General features: G+C 63.9%; 18 protein-coding genes. 5 read left to right on the top strand and 13 right to left on the bottom strand.

Annotated features, from left to right (window positions below; all coding sequences use genetic code 11):
- Positions 1-105: 105 nt before the first annotated feature.
- From tadA to ABNP31_RS05200, 6 genes are all read right to left on the bottom strand, one after another.
- Positions 106-585 (bottom strand): tRNA adenosine(34) deaminase TadA, encoded by a 480-nt coding sequence (gene tadA / locus ABNP31_RS05225; protein WP_063911428.1) that lies wholly within the window; start codon positions 583-585, stop codon positions 106-108.
- On the bottom strand, positions 585-1,967 hold the full coding sequence (locus ABNP31_RS05220; RefSeq protein WP_350013062.1) for a multicopper oxidase family protein: 1,383 nt from the start codon (positions 1,965-1,967) through the stop codon (positions 585-587). The genes tadA and ABNP31_RS05220 overlap by 1 nt, the downstream gene beginning before the upstream one ends.
- An 89-nt stretch (positions 1,968-2,056) precedes the next feature.
- Positions 2,057-3,529 (bottom strand): M48 family metallopeptidase, encoded by a 1,473-nt coding sequence (locus ABNP31_RS05215; RefSeq protein WP_238067325.1) that lies wholly within the window; start codon positions 3,527-3,529, stop codon positions 2,057-2,059.
- A gap of 31 nt (positions 3,530-3,560) precedes the next feature.
- Positions 3,561-4,259 (bottom strand): hypothetical protein, encoded by a 699-nt coding sequence (locus tag ABNP31_RS05210; protein ID WP_350013061.1) that lies wholly within the window; start codon positions 4,257-4,259, stop codon positions 3,561-3,563.
- Positions 4,219-4,884, bottom strand: a complete 666-nt coding sequence (locus tag ABNP31_RS05205) for a hypothetical protein (RefSeq protein WP_330872945.1) — start codon at positions 4,882-4,884, stop codon at positions 4,219-4,221. The genes ABNP31_RS05210 and ABNP31_RS05205 overlap by 41 nt, the downstream gene beginning before the upstream one ends.
- Positions 4,881-5,327: a hypothetical protein gene (locus ABNP31_RS05200; RefSeq protein ID WP_085664539.1), complete on the bottom strand. Its 447-nt coding sequence runs from the start codon at positions 5,325-5,327 to the stop codon at positions 4,881-4,883. Before ABNP31_RS05200 ends, ABNP31_RS05205 begins: the two co-directional genes overlap by 4 nt.
- 177 nt (positions 5,328-5,504) lie before the next feature.
- Here ABNP31_RS05200 and ABNP31_RS05195 point away from each other — a divergent pair, with 177 nt between their 5' ends.
- Positions 5,505-6,449, top strand: a complete 945-nt coding sequence (locus ABNP31_RS05195; RefSeq protein ID WP_085587553.1) for a helix-turn-helix transcriptional regulator — start codon at positions 5,505-5,507, stop codon at positions 6,447-6,449.
- Positions 6,450-6,508: 59 nt separating this feature from the next.
- Here the strand turns inward: ABNP31_RS05195 and guaA are convergent, their stop codons facing one another.
- From guaA to ABNP31_RS05175, 4 genes are all read right to left on the bottom strand, one after another.
- Entirely contained in the window at positions 6,509-8,086 is a 1,578-nt protein-coding gene (guaA, locus tag ABNP31_RS05190; RefSeq protein ID WP_013971139.1) for a glutamine-hydrolyzing GMP synthase, read from the bottom strand.
- Between the two features lie 78 nt (positions 8,087-8,164).
- Complete coding sequence (guaB, locus tag ABNP31_RS05185; protein WP_046617114.1) at positions 8,165-9,634, bottom strand: IMP dehydrogenase; 1,470 nt, start codon at positions 9,632-9,634, stop codon at positions 8,165-8,167.
- 86 nt (positions 9,635-9,720) lie between these two features.
- Positions 9,721-10,278 carry a sugar ABC transporter ATPase gene (locus ABNP31_RS05180; protein ID WP_075043909.1) on the bottom strand — a complete coding sequence of 186 codons (558 nt, stop codon included), beginning with the start codon at positions 10,276-10,278 and terminating at the stop codon, positions 9,721-9,723.
- Between the two features lie 52 nt (positions 10,279-10,330).
- A complete protein-coding gene (locus ABNP31_RS05175) occupies positions 10,331-11,086 on the bottom strand; it encodes a sulfite exporter TauE/SafE family protein (RefSeq protein WP_025337879.1) in 756 nt (251 codons plus the stop codon).
- A gap of 97 nt (positions 11,087-11,183) precedes the next feature.
- Here ABNP31_RS05175 and ABNP31_RS05170 point away from each other — a divergent pair, with 97 nt between their 5' ends.
- From ABNP31_RS05170 to leuA, 4 genes are all read left to right on the top strand, one after another.
- Complete coding sequence (locus ABNP31_RS05170; RefSeq protein ID WP_350013060.1) at positions 11,184-12,062, top strand: LysR substrate-binding domain-containing protein; 879 nt, start codon at positions 11,184-11,186, stop codon at positions 12,060-12,062.
- A gap of 310 nt (positions 12,063-12,372) precedes the next feature.
- Positions 12,373-13,752, top strand: a complete 1,380-nt coding sequence (xseA, locus tag ABNP31_RS05165; RefSeq protein WP_350013059.1) for an exodeoxyribonuclease VII large subunit — start codon at positions 12,373-12,375, stop codon at positions 13,750-13,752.
- 3 nt (positions 13,753-13,755) lie between these two features.
- Entirely contained in the window at positions 13,756-14,583 is an 828-nt protein-coding gene (locus ABNP31_RS05160) for a M23 family metallopeptidase (RefSeq protein WP_085616742.1), read from the top strand.
- A 423-nt stretch (positions 14,584-15,006) separates the two neighbouring features.
- The gene (gene leuA, locus ABNP31_RS05155) at positions 15,007-16,680 is read left to right on the top strand and encodes a 2-isopropylmalate synthase (protein ID WP_085587545.1); all 1,674 of its coding nucleotides are present in this window, start codon (positions 15,007-15,009) and stop codon (positions 16,678-16,680) included.
- Positions 16,681-16,918: 238 nt separating this feature from the next.
- On the opposite strand, the gene ABNP31_RS05150 is transcribed toward leuA, so the two are convergent.
- From ABNP31_RS05150 to zwf, 3 genes are read right to left on the bottom strand one after another with little or no spacing between them, the layout of a single operon-like run.
- Positions 16,919-17,599: a bifunctional 4-hydroxy-2-oxoglutarate aldolase/2-dehydro-3-deoxy-phosphogluconate aldolase gene (locus tag ABNP31_RS05150; protein ID WP_350013058.1), complete on the bottom strand. Its 681-nt coding sequence runs from the start codon at positions 17,597-17,599 to the stop codon at positions 16,919-16,921.
- A gap of 17 nt (positions 17,600-17,616) precedes the next feature.
- Positions 17,617-18,330, bottom strand: a complete 714-nt coding sequence (gene pgl, locus ABNP31_RS05145; RefSeq protein ID WP_350013057.1) for a 6-phosphogluconolactonase — start codon at positions 18,328-18,330, stop codon at positions 17,617-17,619.
- The gene (gene zwf / locus ABNP31_RS05140) at positions 18,317-19,786 is read right to left on the bottom strand and encodes a glucose-6-phosphate dehydrogenase (RefSeq protein ID WP_085664535.1); all 1,470 of its coding nucleotides are present in this window, start codon (positions 19,784-19,786) and stop codon (positions 18,317-18,319) included. The genes pgl and zwf overlap by 14 nt, the downstream gene beginning before the upstream one ends.
- Between the last annotated feature and the right edge of the window lie 86 nt (positions 19,787-19,872).

The raw sequence follows: 19,872 nt of genomic DNA, 5'->3' as shown, positions 1-19,872 counted from the left end.
ACCGGCCTCTTCGCGGGTGAACCCGCTCCCACAGGTACATCACAGGTTTTAAGGATAGTGGTATTCCTGTGGGAGCGGGTTTACCCGCGAAGGGGCCGGAACAGGTCAAGACTTGGCCCGGCGGGCCTTGAAGAAATCACTGAGGATCTGCCCGCACTCCTCCGCCAGCACCCCGCCCTCCACCATAACCCGGTGGTTCAGGAAGCCCTGCCCGAAGAACTGCCCCTGGCTCTGCACGATCCCCGCCTTGGGCTCCAGCGCGCCGTACACCACCCGCATCACCCGCGAATGCACGATCAACCCCGCACACATGCTGCACGGTTCCAGGGTCACATACAGGGTGCTGCCGGGCAGCCGGTAGTTGCTGGCGGATTTCGCCGCCGCGCGAATGGCCACCATCTCGGCGTGCGCACTGGGGTCACTGTCTATGATCGGCCGATTGAAGCCCTGCCCGATCACCTGCCCATGCTGCACCAGTACCGCGCCCACCGGCACCTCGCCCATGGCCGCGCCTTCGGCGGCCAGGGCCAGGGCCAGGCGCATGAATTCCTGATCGCGGCTGCGATCGATGATCTGCGGGCGCATCAGACCACCGCGATCGCGGCCATCAGGCCGGTTTCCATGTGGTCGATGACGTGGCAGTGGAACATCCAGGTGCCCGGGTTATCCGCCACCAGCGCCACCTGGGCGCGCTCGTTCTTGCCCAGCAGGTAGGTATCGGTGAACCACGGCTCCTTGATGTCGTGGCGGTTGGAGCCGATCACCTTGAAGCTCATGCCGTGCAGGTGGATCGGGTGCTGGTACTGGGTCATGTTCTTCAGCTCGAAGATGTAGCTCTTGCCCTTCTTCAGCGTGGCAATCGGCCGCTCGGCGCAAGTCTTGTCGGTGATATCCCAGGCCTGGCCGTTGATCTGCCACATGCTCGACGGCCTGTCCTGGTCCGTAGTGACCGAGACTTTCGCCGCCCATTCGAAATTGAAGTTGAGCTTTTCGGCATTCTCCAGGTCCGGCTCGGCGATCGGGTTGGGCGGTAGCGCCGGCGGCCAGTCGCTCGGCGCGTCGTTGCTGACCACCGAACGCAGGGTGCCCAGGCGCACGAAACCGTCGCGCAGGGAGATCTCCTCCCCCGCCTCGGGAATACGGATAGCCAGGCAGATACGCATACCTGGGCCGAGCCAGTAGTCATCGTCCAATGGGCGCGGGGTTACCGGGTTGCCGTCCAGAGCATAGATTCTTGCCTCGCAGTTGCCCTTGAGGTTGATGCGGTAGGTCCAGGTGTTGTCCAGGTTCAGCAGACGCACCCGCACCACCTGGCCGGCTGGCAGCTCGGTGACCGAATCGGCCTGGCCATTGATGGTGATCAGGCGCCCGGCGGTGCCGTTGCGCGCCGCCTCACGCGGGATGCTGAACGGCAACCAGGCGCCCTGCTCGTCCACGTGCCAGTTCTTCAGGCTGAGCGTGCGCTCATGCTGGAAGCCGGTCGGCTCGCGCTCCTCGACGATCAGCGGGCCGACCAGGCCACGGCCCAGCTCTTCGGAGCTACTGACGTGCGGGTGGTACCAGTAGCTGCCGGCATCCGGCACACGGAACTTGTAGTCGAAATACTCGCCCGGCTTGACCGGCAGCTGCGACACATAGGGCACGCCGTCCATTTCCAGCGGCAGGCGGATACCGTGCCAGTGGATGGTGGTTTCGACCGGCAGGTGGTTGATGAAGCGCACCCGCAGCCAGGTACCCTGGCGCACGCGCAGTTCGGTACCCGGTGCGGACGGGCCGAAGGCCCAGGCCTCGGTCTTGTGCCCAGGCACCAGTTCGACGTCCAAGGGCGCTGCGATCAGCTCGTAGTCATGGCCGGCATTGTCGTCTTCGACCTTGCCCAGCCAGTAACGCGCCGCGCCACCGGCGCCCAGGCCAACCACAACCAGGCCGGTCAGGCCCTTGAGCATTTGTCGACGGGTCAAGGACATCGGTGCGGGTACCTCGTGTTCTGCGCAATCAAGCTGCCAGCATGGCTGGCGATGAAGGGCGAATACGATACACCTGCAAATGGGAAATATTAAGTGAAGTCTCTTTGGATGCTGCCCGCAGTCTTGCTATCGCAAGTGCTGCCTGGAGCCAGACAAAGGTCATTGAACCACTGCTGGTCATCAGCGGACGGCACGCGCAAGGCGGCCTGCAGCAATTGCGGGTCGAGCAGGATGTCCAGGTTGTTCAGGCGCGTGGCGAGGTCGGGGTGCGTATCGAACGGATGGGTAGTGGCCAGCCCCAGCACTTCCTCGCCCAGTTGCAACGGCGTGCCTTGCAGGTGCGCCGCCAGCGCCTGCAAAAGGTTGCTGCCACCGTGTGCGACCAACAAGCCGTCGATCACCTGCCCCAGGGCAATCACCCGTAACAGCGCCTGTACGAACAGCTTCGGGCCAGCGACCTCGGCACCTGCCCGATCAGCCAGCAATTCCTGTGCACGCCCCCAGTGATGAACCGCAAGCTGGAAATGGTGCAAGAACTGCCCGGCCAGCCACAAGGTGGGCCGAACCACCCAGCGCGGAGCATCCTCGTCGCCGACCATGGCCGAATAATGCGCGCACATCAGGCTGAAACGCGCACTGGTTTCGCTGCCCCGCTCCGTATCACGGCGCCTGAAATGGCCCAGTTCGTGACCGATGATCGAGGCCGCCTCGGCCTGGCTCAAGGCGGCCAGGCAAGGTAGAGGCAGATACAATGTGCGCCCCCTGAGGACCTGCCCGTCGGGCTGCAGCAGGATCGGAACGCTGGTGACGAAAAACCCTTGGTCAAGCCCGACCACGATATGGTCCGGGGCCGGCGCGTGCAGTTGCGTTGCCAAGGTCTCGATCCACTGCCACACCGCTGGGGTCGCCTGCCTGCCGAGCGGGCGGGCTAGAAAACTGGCGGTCGGAGACTGCATCAGCGGCCACTGCCGACGCATTCGCCAGACCTGGCGAACACACACAACCAGAACAGAGGCCAGCGGCAGCACCACGATCAGCACCGTCATGCCGCCCTGCGCTGCGCGGCTCGCTCCGGAACTGGCCTCGTAGAGCAACGACAGGCAAAGCGAACCGGCAAGCATGACCATGTAAATGCTCAAGCAACAGCCCAGGCCCTGCCAGCTGGCCATCATGCGCTCATGCAGGTAGGCCGCAGAACGCAGCGCCCGCCAGGCGTCCAACTTCAGCTTGAACCAGGCCCAGAGGCCTGCCAGCAAAGCGGCCACTGCCAGCCAGCAGCTCACACTGGCCATCACCTTGCGTACGCTTACCCAGTGGCGATCCGCATCGAGCAGGTCCAGATGGCGCTGCAGGGCCTGTCGCGGATCGACATGCCTGGCAAGCTGCTTGCGGGCTTCCCATGGCAATTGCCGTAACAACGTCTCACTGGGGGCAGCCAGCCATTGCCGTATGGTCCGGGCCTGATCCTGCGCCGTGTCAGCCCGCCAGTACTGCACTTTACCCCAGCCGAACAGCACCAGTGGCAGCAGCAACAGGATCAGGCCCCAACCGAAGCGCCTCATCGCCCCATAGCGCCAATGGTCACGATCAGGCTCATCTGGCCGCATCACCCAGACGCGCCACGCCCGGAAACAACTGCGCCAACGTGCGCCTGGCCTGGGCCGCTTGCACATAGGCATAAAGCAGATCCACCAGTTCCTGCAGACCTAGGCGGCGCCCGGCCACGACGGGCGTGCACAACCACAACCTGACGCGCAAGCCACCCGCGACGACCACCGCGTCAGGCGAGGCCAGCGCCCTGAAACAGGCCGGTGCCAGCGCTGGTGCATGGCTGAACGCCGACACGGTAAAGATCAGCCGGGTAGTGAAGTAACCCTGCTCGACCTTGAAGCCGTCGAAGGAATGCAGTGGGGTCGGCGCCTGCGCGTTGGCGAAGCACAGGGAATCTGGCGTTACGCTCAGCACCCGCTTGCCGTGCCGGCGGTATAGCACGATGGCGCAGGCTAGCCCCGCCACCCCGACGCCGGCCAGGCCGAGGCCGAAACCAGACATCAGCCAGATGACACCGCTGCTGGCACCGGGACTGAACTGCACCGCCAGAGCGGTCAGCCATATTCCCAGTGCGCCGAACAGCAGGCCAATCACAGCACAGGCCAGCGCCTTGCCGAGCGAGCGCTCCAGCAGTACGAAGCTGTCGGTGGGGCCATCAGCCTGCTCCTGCAGGTACGCGAGGTGGGCTTCGCGTTCGCCGTTATCCATCGGTCTGCAACAGATCCAGTTGCCGTTGCGCATGTGCCGCATCGCGGTAGGCCGCCAGCAGCGCGAGCACTTCCTCGTTCCCCAGCTTGCGTCCGTTGCTGGCCAGGCCTGCGGACATGATGCGGATCTGCGGTCGCGGTTTCTTCAACACCATGGCCTGGTTACCGAAGAACTGCAGTTTCACCACATGATGCTTCGGCAGGGCGGCTTCGCTGCTCATTTCCAGCGTCTGCACCATGACCAGCCCTTCATCCTTGACCGAAACGTCTTCTACTTCCGCCAGGTCTACCGGTGCATCCAGCGTATCGACAAACAATTGCCGGCGGGTCAAGCGCATGAATACCTGGGTACCGGCATTACGGTGTTGCCAGGTCACCGCTGCTGCAATCAAGGTGATGAAGACACCGGCTGCAACCGCCCCCAAGCGCTCAGGGTTGAATGTCACGGCCGTGATGATCAGGGAACCCAGCAACAATATTGGCCCCCAGACCCGGTAACGCCGGGAGTTGGTGAACTCGCTCTGCTCGGGCACGCGCTCGATCACTTGCTTGAGCTCAGCGATCACTCGGTCGCGCTGGGCGGCACGGCTTTGCTCATAGTCCTGGCCGAGCGAGCCAGACAGTTCGGACAGCGGGTCGTTGAACTCGCCCATGGTCATTGCGCCTCCGTGTTCTGTGCTGCCAGGTAATCGGTAAGGAATGCCTGGGCATTGCCCTGATGCGACAGCCCTTCCGAATAGCCGACCTGCATTGCCTGAGCCTCACCCGGCAGATACAGTTCGCCGCCCCAGTTGCCCTGGATGATCAGCACAACGTATTTCTTGCCATCCACGGTGGTGGAGTAACGGGTATCCCTGCTGGTTTTCTCCACCTGCATTTTCTGGATGCGCATGTTCCAGTCGTGATCGACGCCCTCGATTTGTACCAGCGCTTCGTTGGCGGCGCGTGCACCGATGCGCAGCGTCCACACCTTGGCACCTTGCGTCCCCGTGTAGGCAATTACCTGGTCAGCCACTTCCGGCCGTTCTTCAGCGTGAACCTGGCCCAGCCACAGGCTGAGCGCAGCCACCAGAAGGGCAGTCCATTTGCGATAAGCGAGCATGTCTTTTCCATCCTGAATCGGAACAAACGCCCATTGAAATAAGCCTGGTCCGAATAGCCAACCCCGCTGACCGGTTCGCACAACAGACAGCGCCGTGCGCACAATGGCTGTCGCTGAAAATGTGCACGCGTTACCATTTCCGGCCATGCCGCCCTCAGCCAAGGATGCCTAGCGCACATGCGATCGATCAGCCCCTACCTCGACACCGACTTTTCATTCGATAGCCCCGGCTCACTCGCCGAGGCCGGTGTGCTGGACGCGAACAGCGCGCGGGTGATGGGCAGCGCGTCCGGCCACTATCGGGCGCAGACGGTACACGACGGGTTGCAGTACTTCGATTGCAACCTGCAATTTCCGGAGCCGCTGAAGATCGACAAAGTGCTGCCGCAAAGCCTGTGCATCGTGCAGGTGTTCGACGGGGCGTGGCAGCACACGGTGGACGGAAGGCTCAACAGTTATGCCTCTGGCCAATTGCACATGCTGGGCCTTGGTGAAAGCCTGGAGGCGCAGGACCAATTGCCCGCCAACAGTCACGCCCGTATGGCCGGGGTACGTATTGCTGGCGATTACCTGCACGAGCTGGCCCGTGACGACGCGCAGCTGAAGCCTCTGCTGGCGCTGGTCGCCGATGGCATGCGCTTCGACCAGTTGCCGCAGTGCCCAGCGGTAAGCCGCCTGTTCCAGCAGCTCTATCTGTCGCCCTACACCGGCGGGCTCAGGCGCCTGCATTGCGAGAGCCTGAGCCTGGCCATCGTGCTGGAGCTGGCCAGCCACCTGATCGGGCACAGGTCTGCCGAGAAGATTCAGGACCGGGGGCGCCGCGATCTGGCCGTTGAAACGCGCCGCCAGCTCGACGAAAACCTGAACGCCCCGCCCACTGCTGCAGCCCTCGCTCGCCAATTGGGGGTGAGCGAAACCACCATGCGCCGCGCGTTCAGCCACGAATACGGCCGGTCGCTCCTGCAATACGTTCGGCAACAAAGAATGGAACTGGCCCGCGCCCTTCTGCTGGAGCGTCGATGGCAGGTATCGCAGGTTGCATACCATGTCGGCTACGCCAACCCTGCCAATTTCTGCCATGCCTACAAGGCGTATTTCGGGCATTCTCCCGGGGCCGAGTAGGGTTTGGCAAAAAAAACGGGCCTGCAATGCAGGCCCGTTTCATTAACCGCGAGGCGGGATCATTCCCACTCGATGGTCGCTGGCGGCTTGCTCGACACGTCGTAGGTAACGCGCGAGATACCGTCGATTTCGTTGATGATACGGCCGCTGACGGTTTCCAGCAGCTCGTACGGCAGGTGTGCCCAGCGCGCGGTCATGAAGTCCACGGTCTCGACGGCACGCAGGGCCACGACCCAGGCGTAGCGACGGCCGTCGCCAACGACGCCAACCGACTTGACCGGCTGGAACACCACGAATGCCTGGCTGGTCTTGTGGTACCAGTCGGCCTTGCGCAGCTCTTCGATGAAGATGTGGTCGGCGCGACGCAGGATGTCGGCGTATTCCTTCTTCACTTCACCGAGGATACGCACGCCCAGGCCCGGGCCCGGGAACGGGTGGCGGTAGACCATGTCGTACGGCAGGCCCAGCTCCAGGCCGATCTTGCGCACTTCGTCCTTGAACAGTTCACGCAGCGGCTCGACCAGCTTGAGGTTCATTTCCTCAGGCAGGCCACCGACGTTGTGGTGCGACTTGATCACGTGGGCCTTGCCGCTCTTGGCGCCAGCCGATTCGATCACGTCCGGGTAGATGGTGCCCTGGGCGAGGAACTGGATGTTTTCCAGCTTGCTGGCTTCGGCATCGAACACGTCGATGAAGGTGCGGCCAATGATCTTGCGCTTCTTCTCCGGGTCGGCTTCGCCGGCCAGGTTGTCGAGGAACTGCTTTTCAGCGTCGGCGCGGATGACCTTGACGCCCATGTTCTCCTTGAACATGGCCATCACCTGGTCGCCTTCGTGCAGGCGCAGCAGGCCGTTGTCGACGAATACGCAAGTCAGCTGGTCGCCAATGGCGCGGTGCAGCAGTGCGGCAACAACGGAGCTGTCGACGCCGCCGGACAGGCCAAGCAGGACGTTGGCCGAACCAACCTGCTCACGCACCTGGGCAATGGCGTCTTCGACGATGTTGGACGGAGTCCACAGGGCTTCACAGCCGCAGATGTCCTGCACGAAGCGGGACAGGATGCGACCGCCCTGCTTGGTGTGGGTCACTTCCGGGTGGAACTGCACGCCGTAGTAGCCGCGCGCGTCGTCGAACATGCCGGCGATCGGGCAGCTCGGGGTGCTGGCCAGCACGTGGAAGTTGCCCGGCATCTGGGTGACCTTGTCGCCGTGGCTCATCCACACGTCCAGGCCCAGTACGCCGTCGGCGTCGATGTGGTCTTCGATGCCGTCGAGCAGGCGGCTCTTGCCGACCACGTCCACGCGGGCATAACCGAATTCACGCAGGTCGGAACCTTCGACCTTGCCGCCCATCTGCTCGGCCATGGTCTGCATGCCGTAGCAGATGCCCAGCACGGGTACGTTCAGGTCGAACACCGCCTGCGGGGCGCGCGGGCTGTTGGCTTCGTGGACCGACTCGGGGCCGCCGGCGAGGATGATGCCGCGCGGGTTGAATTCGCGGATCGCTTCATCGTCCATGTCGAACGGATGCAGCTCGCAGTACACGCCGATTTCGCGCACGCGGCGGGCGATCAGCTGGGTGTACTGGGAACCGAAATCGAGGATCAGGATGCGGTGAGCGTGAATGTCGAGGGCCATGACTCAATCTCGTCAGTGGAAATCGGAAACGACGCGGGGCTGTCATGACAGCCCCGCATGCTTGTATTGCTTGAAGCCTCAGCCTACGCGGTAGTTAGGGGCTTCTTTGGTGATCTGCACGTCATGCACGTGGGACTCGGCCATGCCGGCACCGGTGATGCGCACGAATTCCGGCTTGGTGCGCATCTCTTCGATGGTTGCGCTGCCGGTGTAGCCCATGGACGAACGCAGGCCGCCCATCAGCTGGTGGATGATCGCGGCCAGGGCACCCTTGTAGGGAACACGGCCTTCGATGCCTTCCGGTACCAGCTTCTCGGCGCCGGCCGAGGAGTCCTGGAAGTAGCGGTCGGACGAGCCTTGCGCCTGTGCCATGGCACCCAGCGAGCCCATGCCGCGGTAGGCCTTGTAGGAACGGCCCTGGAACAGTTCGACTTCACCCGGAGCCTCTTCGGTACCGGCGAACATCGAACCCATCATCACGCAGGAAGCACCGGCGACGATGGCCTTGGACAGGTCACCCGAGAAGCGGATGCCGCCGTCGGCGATCAGTGGCACGCCAGTGCCTTCCAGTGCAGCGGCAACGTTGGCGATGGCGCTGATTTGCGGCACGCCGACGCCGGCAACGATACGGGTGGTGCAGATCGAGCCCGGGCCGATACCGACCTTGACCGCGTCAGCGCCAGCCTCGGCCAGAGCCTTGGCAGCAGCGCCGGTGGCGATGTTGCCGCCGATCACCTGCACTTGCGGGTAGGTTTCCTTGACCCAGCGAACGCGGTCGATCACACCTTTGGAGTGACCGTGGGCGGTGTCGACCACCACCACGTCAACGCCAGCAGCCACCAGGGCGGCAACGCGCTCGCCGGTGTCCTTGCCGGTACCGACCGCGGCGCCGACGCGCAGGCGACCCTGGTCGTCCTTGCTGGCCAGCGGGTAGGCCTTGGCCTTTTCGATGTCCTTGACGGTCATCATGCCCTTGAGGTTGAACTTGTCGTCAACGATCAGGACTTTTTCCAGGCGGTGCTTGTGCAGCAGCTCGCGGACTTCGTTCTTGTCGGCGCCTTCGCGGACGGTGACCAGACGCTCTTTCGGGGTCATCACCTCGCGGACCTTGGCGTCCAGGCGGCTTTCGAAGCGCACGTCACGGGAGGTGACGATGCCGACCAGGTCGCCGTTCGCCAGCACCGGAACGCCGGAGATGTTGTTCAGGCGGGTCAGGTCGAACAGGTCGCGCACGGTGGCGTCGGCGTCGATGGTGATCGGGTCCTTGACCACGCCAGCCTCGAACTTCTTGACCTTGCGGACTTCGCTGGCCTGCTGTTCGATGGTCATGTTCTTGTGGATGATGCCGATGCCGCCTTCCTGGGCCATGGCAATGGCCAGGCGCGCTTCGGTCACGGTATCCATGGCGGCGGAAACCAGCGGAATGTTCAGCTCGATGCCGCGGGTCAAACGGGTCTTGAGACTGACTTCATTGGGCAGTACCTCGGAATAGCCAGGTACAAGGAGGATATCGTCGAAGGTCAGGGCTTCTTGGCTGATACGCAGCATCGCGGGGGCTCCCGGGCGGGAAAAATGGAAGCGCGCCATTATACTCATGCACGGCGCGCCGCTCAATGCAAAATAAGGGCCTTCGGTCAGCCTTGTGGCAGTTTTACCTGTACCACGGTCACCGGCTGGTCGAGCCAGTCGGCGAAGCTGTCGAGAAAGGCCTGGGTGAACCCGGCCTCGCCCCAGTTGTTGAAGATGAACCCCAGGTTGGAAAAGGCACATGGCTGCAGGTAAATGAAGCCATTGATGTCATCTTCGAAGCCGCACAACGGGCAGGTGAAGTTGTCGCTCACCGCCGGCATCCATTCTTCCAGGCTTTCGAACAGCGGCTCACCCACCTCGCGCCGGCACTCGGGGCAACCGGCCTCTTCGAGGAAACCTTCGGTAGGGGTATAGATGCAGCGCTTGAGCATCACCTCCAGGCCGTTGACCTGCTCGCCGAAGGGCAGTTTCTGCGGGTGCAGGGCCACTTTGCGGGCACCTTCGGCCAGGGCATGGCCCATGCGGTTGCCGGTGCGGCCACAGGTGGTCAGCTGTTCCTCGACGACTTTCTCGCGCACCAGCCAGCGCAGGATGGCGCGGGCCCGGGCTTCGTGCACCGGGACGGTAGACAGCTTGGGAACGATGATGCTCTGGGTGTTCATGAACGGGACAAGCCTGAAAAAACTGCGGTATTGGCGCAATTCTACCGCCTGCTCAGGCGCTCAGGTAGCGACCGATCAGCGCCAGGCCGCTGGCCAGCACCAGCCAGGTGACCAGGCGCACGAAAGCTTCGCGGGACAGCCGGTGGGTGAGCCTGCGCCCTACCCAGAGGCCGACGAGCATGACCGGCAACAGGCAGGCGGCGAGCAGCAGCAGGTTCTGGTCGGCATAGACGCCTGCGATCAGGAACAGTGTCAGGCGCACCACCGTACTGCAACTGATCAGCGCGCTCTGGGTAGCGCGCACCTGTTCCTTCACCTCCAGCCGCGCGCTCAGGTACAGGGCATAAAGGAAGCCGCCGCTGCCGAACAAGGCACCGAACAGCCCGCCTGCCGTGCCCATCGGCATTGCCCAGAAACCCGACAAACTGGCCGGCCGCACCTTCACCGCCAGCCCGTACAGGGCATAGGCCGTGACGAACAGGCCCATCAGCAGCAGCAACAGGTCGGACTTCAGCTGTAGCAGGAATACCACGCCCAGCGTGCAGCCAATGGCCATGAACGGCAGCAGCCGCAGCAGTTCGCCGCGTACGACATCGCGGCGCGAGGGCAGCAGGTTGCCGAAGGCGGCGACGAAGTCCAGCAGCACCAGCAGCGGGATGATCCGCGACAGCGGCATGAAGTGGATCAGCACTGGGCCGGCCACCAGCGCGGTGCCGAAACCGGCGATGCCGAAGACGATGTAGGCAGCGCCAACACCAAGCAGGATGGGCAGCCAGTCAAGGCCGGAAAACGACAGTTGGGCGAGCATGGCAGCAGTTCCTGGGAAGACAGGCAAAGGTTAGCCAGCCATGAGCCATGCCGACTAATATGCCTTTGTCGCCACACTCATCTCGAAAAGGCATGACATGACGTCGATCCGCCAATTGCGTTACTTCGTGGAAATCGCCGAATGCGGCAGCTTCAGCGCTGCCGCCGAGCGGCTGTACATCGCCCAGTCGGCGCTGAGCCGGCAGATCAAGGAATTGGAGCAGCAACTGGGCACGCCGCTGTTCGAACGCACCGCGCGCCTGCCGCGCCTGACACTGGCTGGCCAGGCTTTCCTGGAACGGGCGCGGCGCTTGCTGGCCGACCTGGCGCAGGCCGAGAGGGTTACCCGCGATATTGGCGAAGGGTTGCAGGGCAGCCTGCGCCTGAACCACTCCAGTACCGTACCGCTGACCGGCCCGTTGCTGGCTCGCCTGGGCGGCTACTTGCGCGACAACCCAGGGGTTTCGCTGGAAATTGCCCAGCAGTCGTCGGAGGCGCAACTGGAGGATATCGCTGCCGGGCGGTTGGATATCGGCCTGCTGCGCTTGCCGGTGCTGCGCCAGCATGAAGGGGTGGTGCTGCATGAACTGTTCAGCGAACCCCTGCTGCTGGCGGTCGCCGCCGCGCACCCCTTGGCCAGCGCGCCACAGGTGAGACTGGAACAACTGCGGGAAGAGCGCTTCATTTCCATTCCGCACCGGGACCGTGGCGGGCTGAGCTACCTGTCGGCCTCGATGTGCATGGAGGCAGGCTTTTTCCCGCGCGCGGCGCAGGTGCTGTCGCGCAAGACCACCCAGTTGCAGCTGATTCAGGCGGAGTTTGGGGTGGCATTGCTGCCGGAATGCATGCGTGAGATTGCGCCCCCCTCAGTCAGCTTCGTGGCGCTGGAAGGAGGGTGTGAGAGTACTGTGGCAATGGCTTGCAGGCGGGATGCAGGCTCGATGGTGCGCCAGTTCGTGACGGCGATGCAGGCCTGAAGGGCCTGCCCCCATAGAACTGCACATAACTGGAATTAGCAGGTGCCCTGTGGGAGCGGCTTTAGCCGCGAACACCGGCGCAGCCGGTGGCATGCACCGCGTTGGATTCTTCGCGGCTAAAGCCGCTCCCACAGGGTATGCGGACTGCTTGCACTTTCAGTTATCTACGCGACAGCGCAGCCCAAAGGGCTGGGCCGGCTCCCACAGGGACAGCATGAGGCCCAAGCCAGCGCGAAACCTGTGGGAGCCGGCTTGCCGGCGATAGGGCCGGGACAGACAACCGGGGCCGATGTCCTTTATGATGCCCGCCATGATCAGAGACCCTTTCGAACGACTCGGCCTGGACCGCGAGGTCCTTACCGTCAGCCAACTCAACGGCCGCGCCCGCGTGCTGCTGGAAGACGTGTTCCGCAGCGTGTGGGTGGAAGGCGAGATTTCCAACCTCGCCCGCCCGGCGTCCGGCCACATGTACTTCACCCTCAAGGACAGCGGCGCACAGGTGCGTTGCGCGCTGTTCCGGCAGAACGCCACACGGGTGCGCCAGGCCCTGCGCGACGGCCTGGCGGTGCGGGTACGCGGCAAGGTTTCGCTGTTCGAAGGGCGTGGCGACTACCAGCTGATTCTCGACACCGTCGAGCCGGCCGGTGATGGCGCCTTGCGCCTGGCCTTCGAAGCACTGAAGGAAAAGCTCGGTGCCGAGGGGCTGTTCAGCGCCGAACGCAAGCAGCCGCTGCCAGCCCACCCGCAGCGCATCGGCATCATCACCTCGCCCACCGGAGCCGTGATCCGCGACATCATCAGTGTGTTCGGTCGCCGCGCCCCGCAGGTGGAGCTGAACCTGATCCCCACCGCAGTACAGGGCCGCGAAGCCATTGCACAGATCGTGCGCGCCATCCGCCTGGCCGATAGCCTGGGGTTCGATGCGCTGATCCTGGCCCGGGGCGGCGGCTCGCTGGAAGACCTGTGGTGCTTCAACGAAGAAGCCGTGGCGCGGGCCGTGGCCGCCTGTGTCACGCCGATTGTCAGCGCCGTGGGCCATGAGACCGATGTCTCGATCAGCGACTTTGTCGCCGACGTGCGCGCGCCCACACCCTCTGCTGCCGCCGAGCTGCTGGCCCCCGACAACAGTGGCCTGCAGCAACGCCTGGATGGCCTGCAACGGCGCCTGCTGCTGCGCATGCAGAACCGCCTGACCCACGACCGCCTGCGCCTGGAGTCGCTGACCCGGCGCCTGCGCCACCCGGGCGAGCGCCTGCGCCAGCAGGCCCAACGCCTGGACGACCTGGACATGCGCCTGCGCCGCGCGTTCATGCTCAACCTCAACCAGCGCCACGAGCGCCTGGCACGCCTGGACACCCGCCTCGCCGCGCAGCACCCGGGGCGCACCCTGAAACTGCTGGGCCAACGCCTGGACAGCCTGGCCGAGCGCCTGCCACGGGCCATGCGCGAGGTGCTCAAGGACCGCCGCCAGCGCTTCCAGGCCCAGTTGCAGACGCTGCAGGTGGTCAGCCCGCTGGCCACCATCGCCCGCGGCTACAGCATCCTGCTGGACGAACAGGGCCAGGCCATCCGCAACGCCGAACAGACCCGCAATGGCCAGCGCCTGACCGCCCGCCTGAACGAAGGCGAGCTGTTGGTGCGGGTCGAAGACAACCACCTGACCCCGGTCACCCTCTCACTTCTGGACTGACACATGCCCCGCCTGCTCGCGCCCCTGCTTGCCCTTTCCCTCCTGCTGCTGGCCGGCGGCGCCCAGGCCAGCTACATCACCCGCACGCTGAACAAGCCGGTACCCGGCGGCGTGGCGGTGGTCGACCTCGGCCCCGCCGCCAGCGCGCCCAGCGCCCGCTTCGACGGCAAGCCGGTGCTGGTGGTGAAAGAGCAGGACAACTGGCTGGCCATCGTTGGCATCCCGCTGACCCAGAAGCCCGGCACCGCGGTGCTGAGCCAGGACGGCCGTACCCTGCCCTTCACGGTCGGTAGCAAGAAATACCCCGAGCAGCGCATCACCCTGAAGAACACACGCCAGGTCAACCCGAACCCGGCCGACCTCAAGCGCATCGATCGTGAGCTGGCCGAGCAGATCAAGGCCTATCGCAGCTTCAGCCCGACCCTGCCGAGCAACCTGATCCTCGACAAGCCGGTCAGTGGCCCGCTGTCGAGCAAGTTCGGCGTGCGCCGTTTCTTCAATGGCGAAGAACGCAACCCGCATGCCGGGCTGGACTTCGCGGTGCCGGCCGGCACGCCGATCAAGACCCCGGCCAATGGCAAGGTGATCCTGGTGGGCGATTACTTCTTCAATGGCCGTACAGTGTTCGTCGACCACGGGCAGGGCTTTATCAGCATGTTCTGCCATATGTCGAAGATCGATGTGCAGGTGGGGCAGCAGCTGCGCCGGGGCGAGGTGGTGGGGCGTGTGGGCTCGACCGGGCGGGCTACCGGGCCGCACATGCACTGGAACGTCAGCCTGAACGATGCGCGGGTGGATCCGGCGATTTTCATTGGCGCGTTCCAGCCCTGAGAGCGGTACTGCCTGTGCCGGCCTTTTCGCGGGTAAACCCGCTCCCACAGGGATGGCGCTGCACCTGTGGGAGCGGGTTCACCCGCGAAAGGGCCAGCACAGTCGACATCAGTTCAACTGTGTTGCGCCATCGAAAAATACTGCGCAACAATCAAGAAGCCAGCCTTGCTTTCCTGCTATAAAATCTCGCCTATAAGCTTTTTTTAAGCATTCCTCTCAATTTTTCCTGAACGCTTGCCATCCCCCACCCCACTGGTTAGGGTTGAAGGCATGAAAACCTTCAGCACCCTCATCCTGCTCCGACAACATCGCAGCCTCTGCCTGGTCAGCGCCCGACTACCAGGCTGAATCGCGTCGCCTCGCCTTTCATCTCGTTATCGCTCGGCAGGCCCGATCTCGGCCGCACACAAAAGGATTGCTTCCATGACCATGCTCAAAGACCCTTCGAAGAAATACCGCGCTTTCCCGACCATCGACCTGCCTGACCGTACCTGGCCGTCGAAGACCATCACCGCCGCGCCAATCTGGTGCAGCTCCGACCTGCGTGATGGCAACCAGTCGCTGATCGAGCCAATGGATTCGGAGAAGAAACTGCGCTTCTGGAAGACCCTGGTGCAGGTTGGCGTGAAGGAAATCGAAGCCTCGTTCCCATCCGCTTCGCAGACCGATTTCGATTTCGTGCGCATGCTGATCGAAGACGGCCACATCCCGGACGACACCACCATCCAGGTGCTCACCCAGGCCCGTGAAGACCTCATCGCCCGCACCTTCGAGTCGCTGCGCGGGGCGAAGAAGGCCATCGTCCACCTGTACAACGCCACCAGCCCGTCGTTCCGCCGCATCGTCTTCAACCAGGACAAGCAAGGCGTGAAGGACATCGCGGTGAACGCGGCCAAGCTGTTCGTCAAGTACGCCGCCCAGCAGCCGGAAACCCAGTGGACTTTCCAGTACTCGCCGGAAACCTTCAGCGCCACCGAGATGGAGTTCGCCAAGGAAGTCTGCGACGCGGTCATCGAGGTGTGGAACCCTACCCCCGAGCACAAGATCATCCTCAACCTGCCGGCCACCGTGGAAGTGTCCACCCCGAACATCTACGCCGACCAGATCGAATGGTTCTGCCGTAATGTCAGCCGTCGCGACAGCGTGATCATCAGCCTGCACTGCCACAACGACCGTGGCACCGGCATTGCCGCCACCGAACTGGGCCTGATGGCCGGTGCCGATCGCGCCGAAGGCTGCCTGTTCGGCAACGGCGAGCGTACCGGTAACGTCGACCTGGTGACCCTGGCGTTGAACCTCTACACCCAGGGCATCGACCCGCTGCTGGACTTCTCCGACATCGACGGCGTGCGCAAGGTGGTCGAAGAGTGCAACCAGCTGCCGGTGCACCCACGCCACCCGTACGTGGGCGACCTGGTCCACACCGCGTTCTCCGGCTCGCACCAGGATGCCATCCGCAAGGGCTTCGCCAAGCAGCAGGAAGGCGAGCTGTGGGAAGTGCCTTACTTGCCGATCGACCCGGCCGACATCGGCCGCAGCTACGAGGCGGTAATCCGCGTCAACAGCCAGTCGGGCAAAGGCGGCATCACCTACCTGCTCGAGCAGGAATACGGCATCAGCCTGCCGCGCCGCATGCAGATCGAGTTCAGCCAGGTAGTACAGGGTGAAACCGACCGCCTGGGCCTGGAAATGACCGCCCAGCAGATCTACAGCCTGCTGCACAAGGAATACCTCCAGGCCAACGCCCCGTACGCGCTGGTCAGCCACCGCCTGCAGGAAGAGAACGGCCACAGCGCCGTGGAAGTGGAAGTCGCCGGTGAAGGCGAAACCACCCTGCACTGGCGCGGCAAGGGCAACGGCGCACTGGAAGCACTGGTGGCCGGCCTGCCGATTGCCGTGGAGATCATGGACTACAACGAGCATGCCATTGGCGCCGGTACCAATGCCAAGGCCGCGGCCTATATCGAACTGCGCGTGGCCGGTGGCCGCCCGGTGCATGGTGTGGGTATCGATGAAAACATCACCACGGCCAGCTTCAAGGCACTGTTCAGCGCGCTGAACCGCTCGCTGAGCCTGCAGGAAGCCAAGGCGGCCTGAGCCGTGCCGCAATGAATGAGGAAGCCCGCATCGTTTGATGCGGGCTTTTTTGTTGGCCTGTGCCGGCCTCTTCGCGGGTGAACCCGCTCCCACAGGGATCGCGCTGCACTCAGCATCTGTAAAGTACCTGTGGGAGCGGGTTCACCCGCGAAAGGGCCGGTACAAGCGCTGCAAGATCTCCAGGCAAAAAAAGGGGCGCCGACCAAGCGCCCCACAAGCCGTAAAGCACACAACAAATTCAGTTGGCGTCCAGCAGCACCATCGCCTCCGCGCTGCACGCTTCGATCCGCGCCCAGTCGCCGTTCTTGATCCAGCTGCTGTCGAGCATCCAGGTACCACCCACGCACATCACATTGGGCAGCGCCATGTAATTGCGCACGTTGGCCGGGTTCACACCGCCCGTAGGGCAGAAACGAATATCGCCGAACGGGCCGCCAAAGGCCTTGATCGCCGCCACGCCGCCGCTGATCTCCGCCGGGAACAGCTTGAAGCGGCGGTAGCCCAGGGCGTAGCCCATCATGATTTCGGACGGTGTGCTGATGCCTGGCAGCAGCGGGATCGCGCTGTCCACACCGGCTTCGAGAATGTCCTGGGTAATGCCAGGGGTAACGACGAATTGCGCACCCGCAGCTTCAACGGCGGCGAACATGCCGCGATCGAGCACGGTGCCGGCGCCGACACAAAGCTCCGGGCGCTGCTCACGCAACACCTGGATGGCCTTCAGGCCATATTGCGAGCGCAAGGTCACTTCCAGGGTACGGATACCGCCGGCGGCCAGGGCGTCAGCCAGCGGCAGGATGTCTTCCTCACGGGCGATGGTGATCACCGGCAGGATGCGCGCCTTTTCGCAAATGGCGTCGATCCGTGCGGCTTTGTCGGCCATCGAGAGCTTGGGCTGTGGGCGTTCGAGGGTGGTCATGACTGTGGATCCTTGGCTCATGGGCACCAGTAGATGTCCAGGGGGTCGTGAAGAAAAGCGCGAATCGGCATTTCGGTAAGGTCGGTGCCAGCCAGCGCGGCGCGCAGGGTAGCGAGCTTGCCCTGCCCTTGTACGGACAGCGCGGTAAAGGCGGAGCTGGCCAGCAGCGAGCGGGTCATCGACAGGCGCTGGCGCGGCACGCTCGGTGCCAGCAAGGGCAGGCAGCGGCGTGGGTTGGCCAGGTCGAGGCCTGCCTCCAGGTTGGGGCTGGCAGGGAACAGCGAAGCGGTATGGCCATCATCCCCCATGCCCAGCACCAGTACGTCGATCGGCGGCAGTTCGGCCAGGGCCTGATCGGCCTTGCCCGCGGCGGCATCGAGGTTCTCCGCCTGCTGGTAAAGGCCAACGAAGCGGGCCTTGGCCGCCGCGCCCTTGAACAGGTGGCGGGCCAGCAGGCCGGCGTTGCTGTCGGCGTGCTCCACCGGCACCCAGCGCTCATCGGCCAGGCTGACGGTGACCTTGGCCCAGTCGAGGTTTTCGCTGGCCAGCTGCTCGAGGAACGGCACCGGGCTGCGGCCACCGGACAGCACCACGCAGGCCTGGCCCTTGGCGGCAATGGCCGCGCGCAGGCGCTCGGCCACGTCATGGGCCTGGGTCGCGGCCAGAGCCTTGGCATCCGCCAGCTCGTGTACCTTCACAGCCGCTGGCAGTTTCAGTTCAGATATCCCCATACCACGACCTCCCATCGCGTGTGATCAGTGCAATCGAGCTCATCGGCCCCCAAGAGCCTGCCGCGTATGGCTTGGGCGCATCGCCCGCGTTACGCCAGCCGGCGATCAGCTGGTCGCACCACTTCCAGGCATACTCGATTTCGTCCTTGCGCACGAACAGGTTCTGGTTACCGCGCATCACTTCGAGCAAGAGCCGCTCGTAGGCATCCGGAATCCGTGCACTGCGCCAGGTATCGGAGAAATTCAGCTGCAACGGGCCGCTGCGCAGTTGCATGCCTTTGTCCAGGCCCTGCTCCTTGGTCATCACCCGCAAAGAGATGCCTTCGTCCGGTTGCAGGCGGATGATCAGCTTGTTACCGATCTGCAAACGCTGTTCCGGGGCGAAGATGTAGTGCGGCGTTTCCTTGAAGTGGATGACGATCTGCGACAGCTTCTGCGGCATGCGCTTGCCGGTACGCAGGTAGAACGGCACCCCCGACCAGCGCCAGTTGCGGATGTCGGCACGCAGGGCGACGAAGGTTTCGGTGTCGCTCTGGGCGTTGGCGTTGTCTTCTTCCAGGTAACCAGGCACCGGCTTGCCATCGCTGTAGCCGGCGATGTACTGGCCGCGCACCACACGGGTGCTCAGCCCTTCACCGGTGATCGGTGCCAGGGCCTTTAGTACCTTGACCTTCTCGTCACGGATGGCATCGGCCGACAGTTCGCTGGGCGGGTCCATGGCGATCAGGCACAGCAGCTGCAGCAGGTGGTTCTGGATCATGTCGCGCAGCTGGCCGGCCTTGTCGAAGTAGCCCCAGCGGCCTTCGATACCGACCTTCTCGGCGACGGTGATCTCCACATGGGAGATGGAATTCTGGTTCCACTGGGTTTCGAACAGGCTGTTGGCGAAACGCAGGGCGATCAGGTTCTGTACCGTTTCCTTGCCCAGGTAGTGGTCGATGCGGTAGACCCGGCTCTCTGGGAAGAACCGCGCCACGGCATCGTTGACCCGGCGCGACGACTCCAGGTCGTGGCCAATGGGCTTCTCCAGTACCACCCGGGTGCGTTCGGCCAGCCCGGCCTTGTCGAGGTTTTCGCAGATGGCCCCGTACACCGCCGCAGCGGTGGCGAAGTAGGCGATCAGCGGCAGCTCGCCCGGCAACTGCTCGGCCAGGGCCTGGTAGCCCTCGGGCTGGAGGAAGTCCAGGTGCTGGTAGCTCAGCCTGGCGAGGAAACGGCCCAGCGCGGCGGGCTCGATATCGGCCTCGGGCACATGCCGGCGCAGGTGCGCTTCGATGCTGTCCAGGTGGCCCTGCGCGCTACCGGCCTCGCGGGCCAGCGCCAGCAGGCGGGTTTCCGGGTGCAACAGGTTGGCCCGGTCGAGCTGGTAGAGCGCAGGAAACAGCTTGCGCAATGCCAGGTCGCCGAGGGCGCCAAACAGGGCAAAGGTGCAAGGTTCGACACTGATCGCAGCCATGATGTTGGTTCTTTCCTAAAGTTGGTCTAGGAATACCGCTTTCACATACGGTTTTCAAGGGATAATGTAGTAAAAACCACAACATT

Origin of the sequence: Pseudomonas asiatica (assembly GCF_040214835.1) — a bacterium.
GTDB classification, from domain to species: domain Bacteria; phylum Pseudomonadota; class Gammaproteobacteria; order Pseudomonadales; family Pseudomonadaceae; genus Aquipseudomonas; species Aquipseudomonas putida_Z.
The sequence above is the reverse complement of the archived record's forward strand: the minus strand, read 5'-3'. Positions and strand labels throughout refer to the sequence as shown.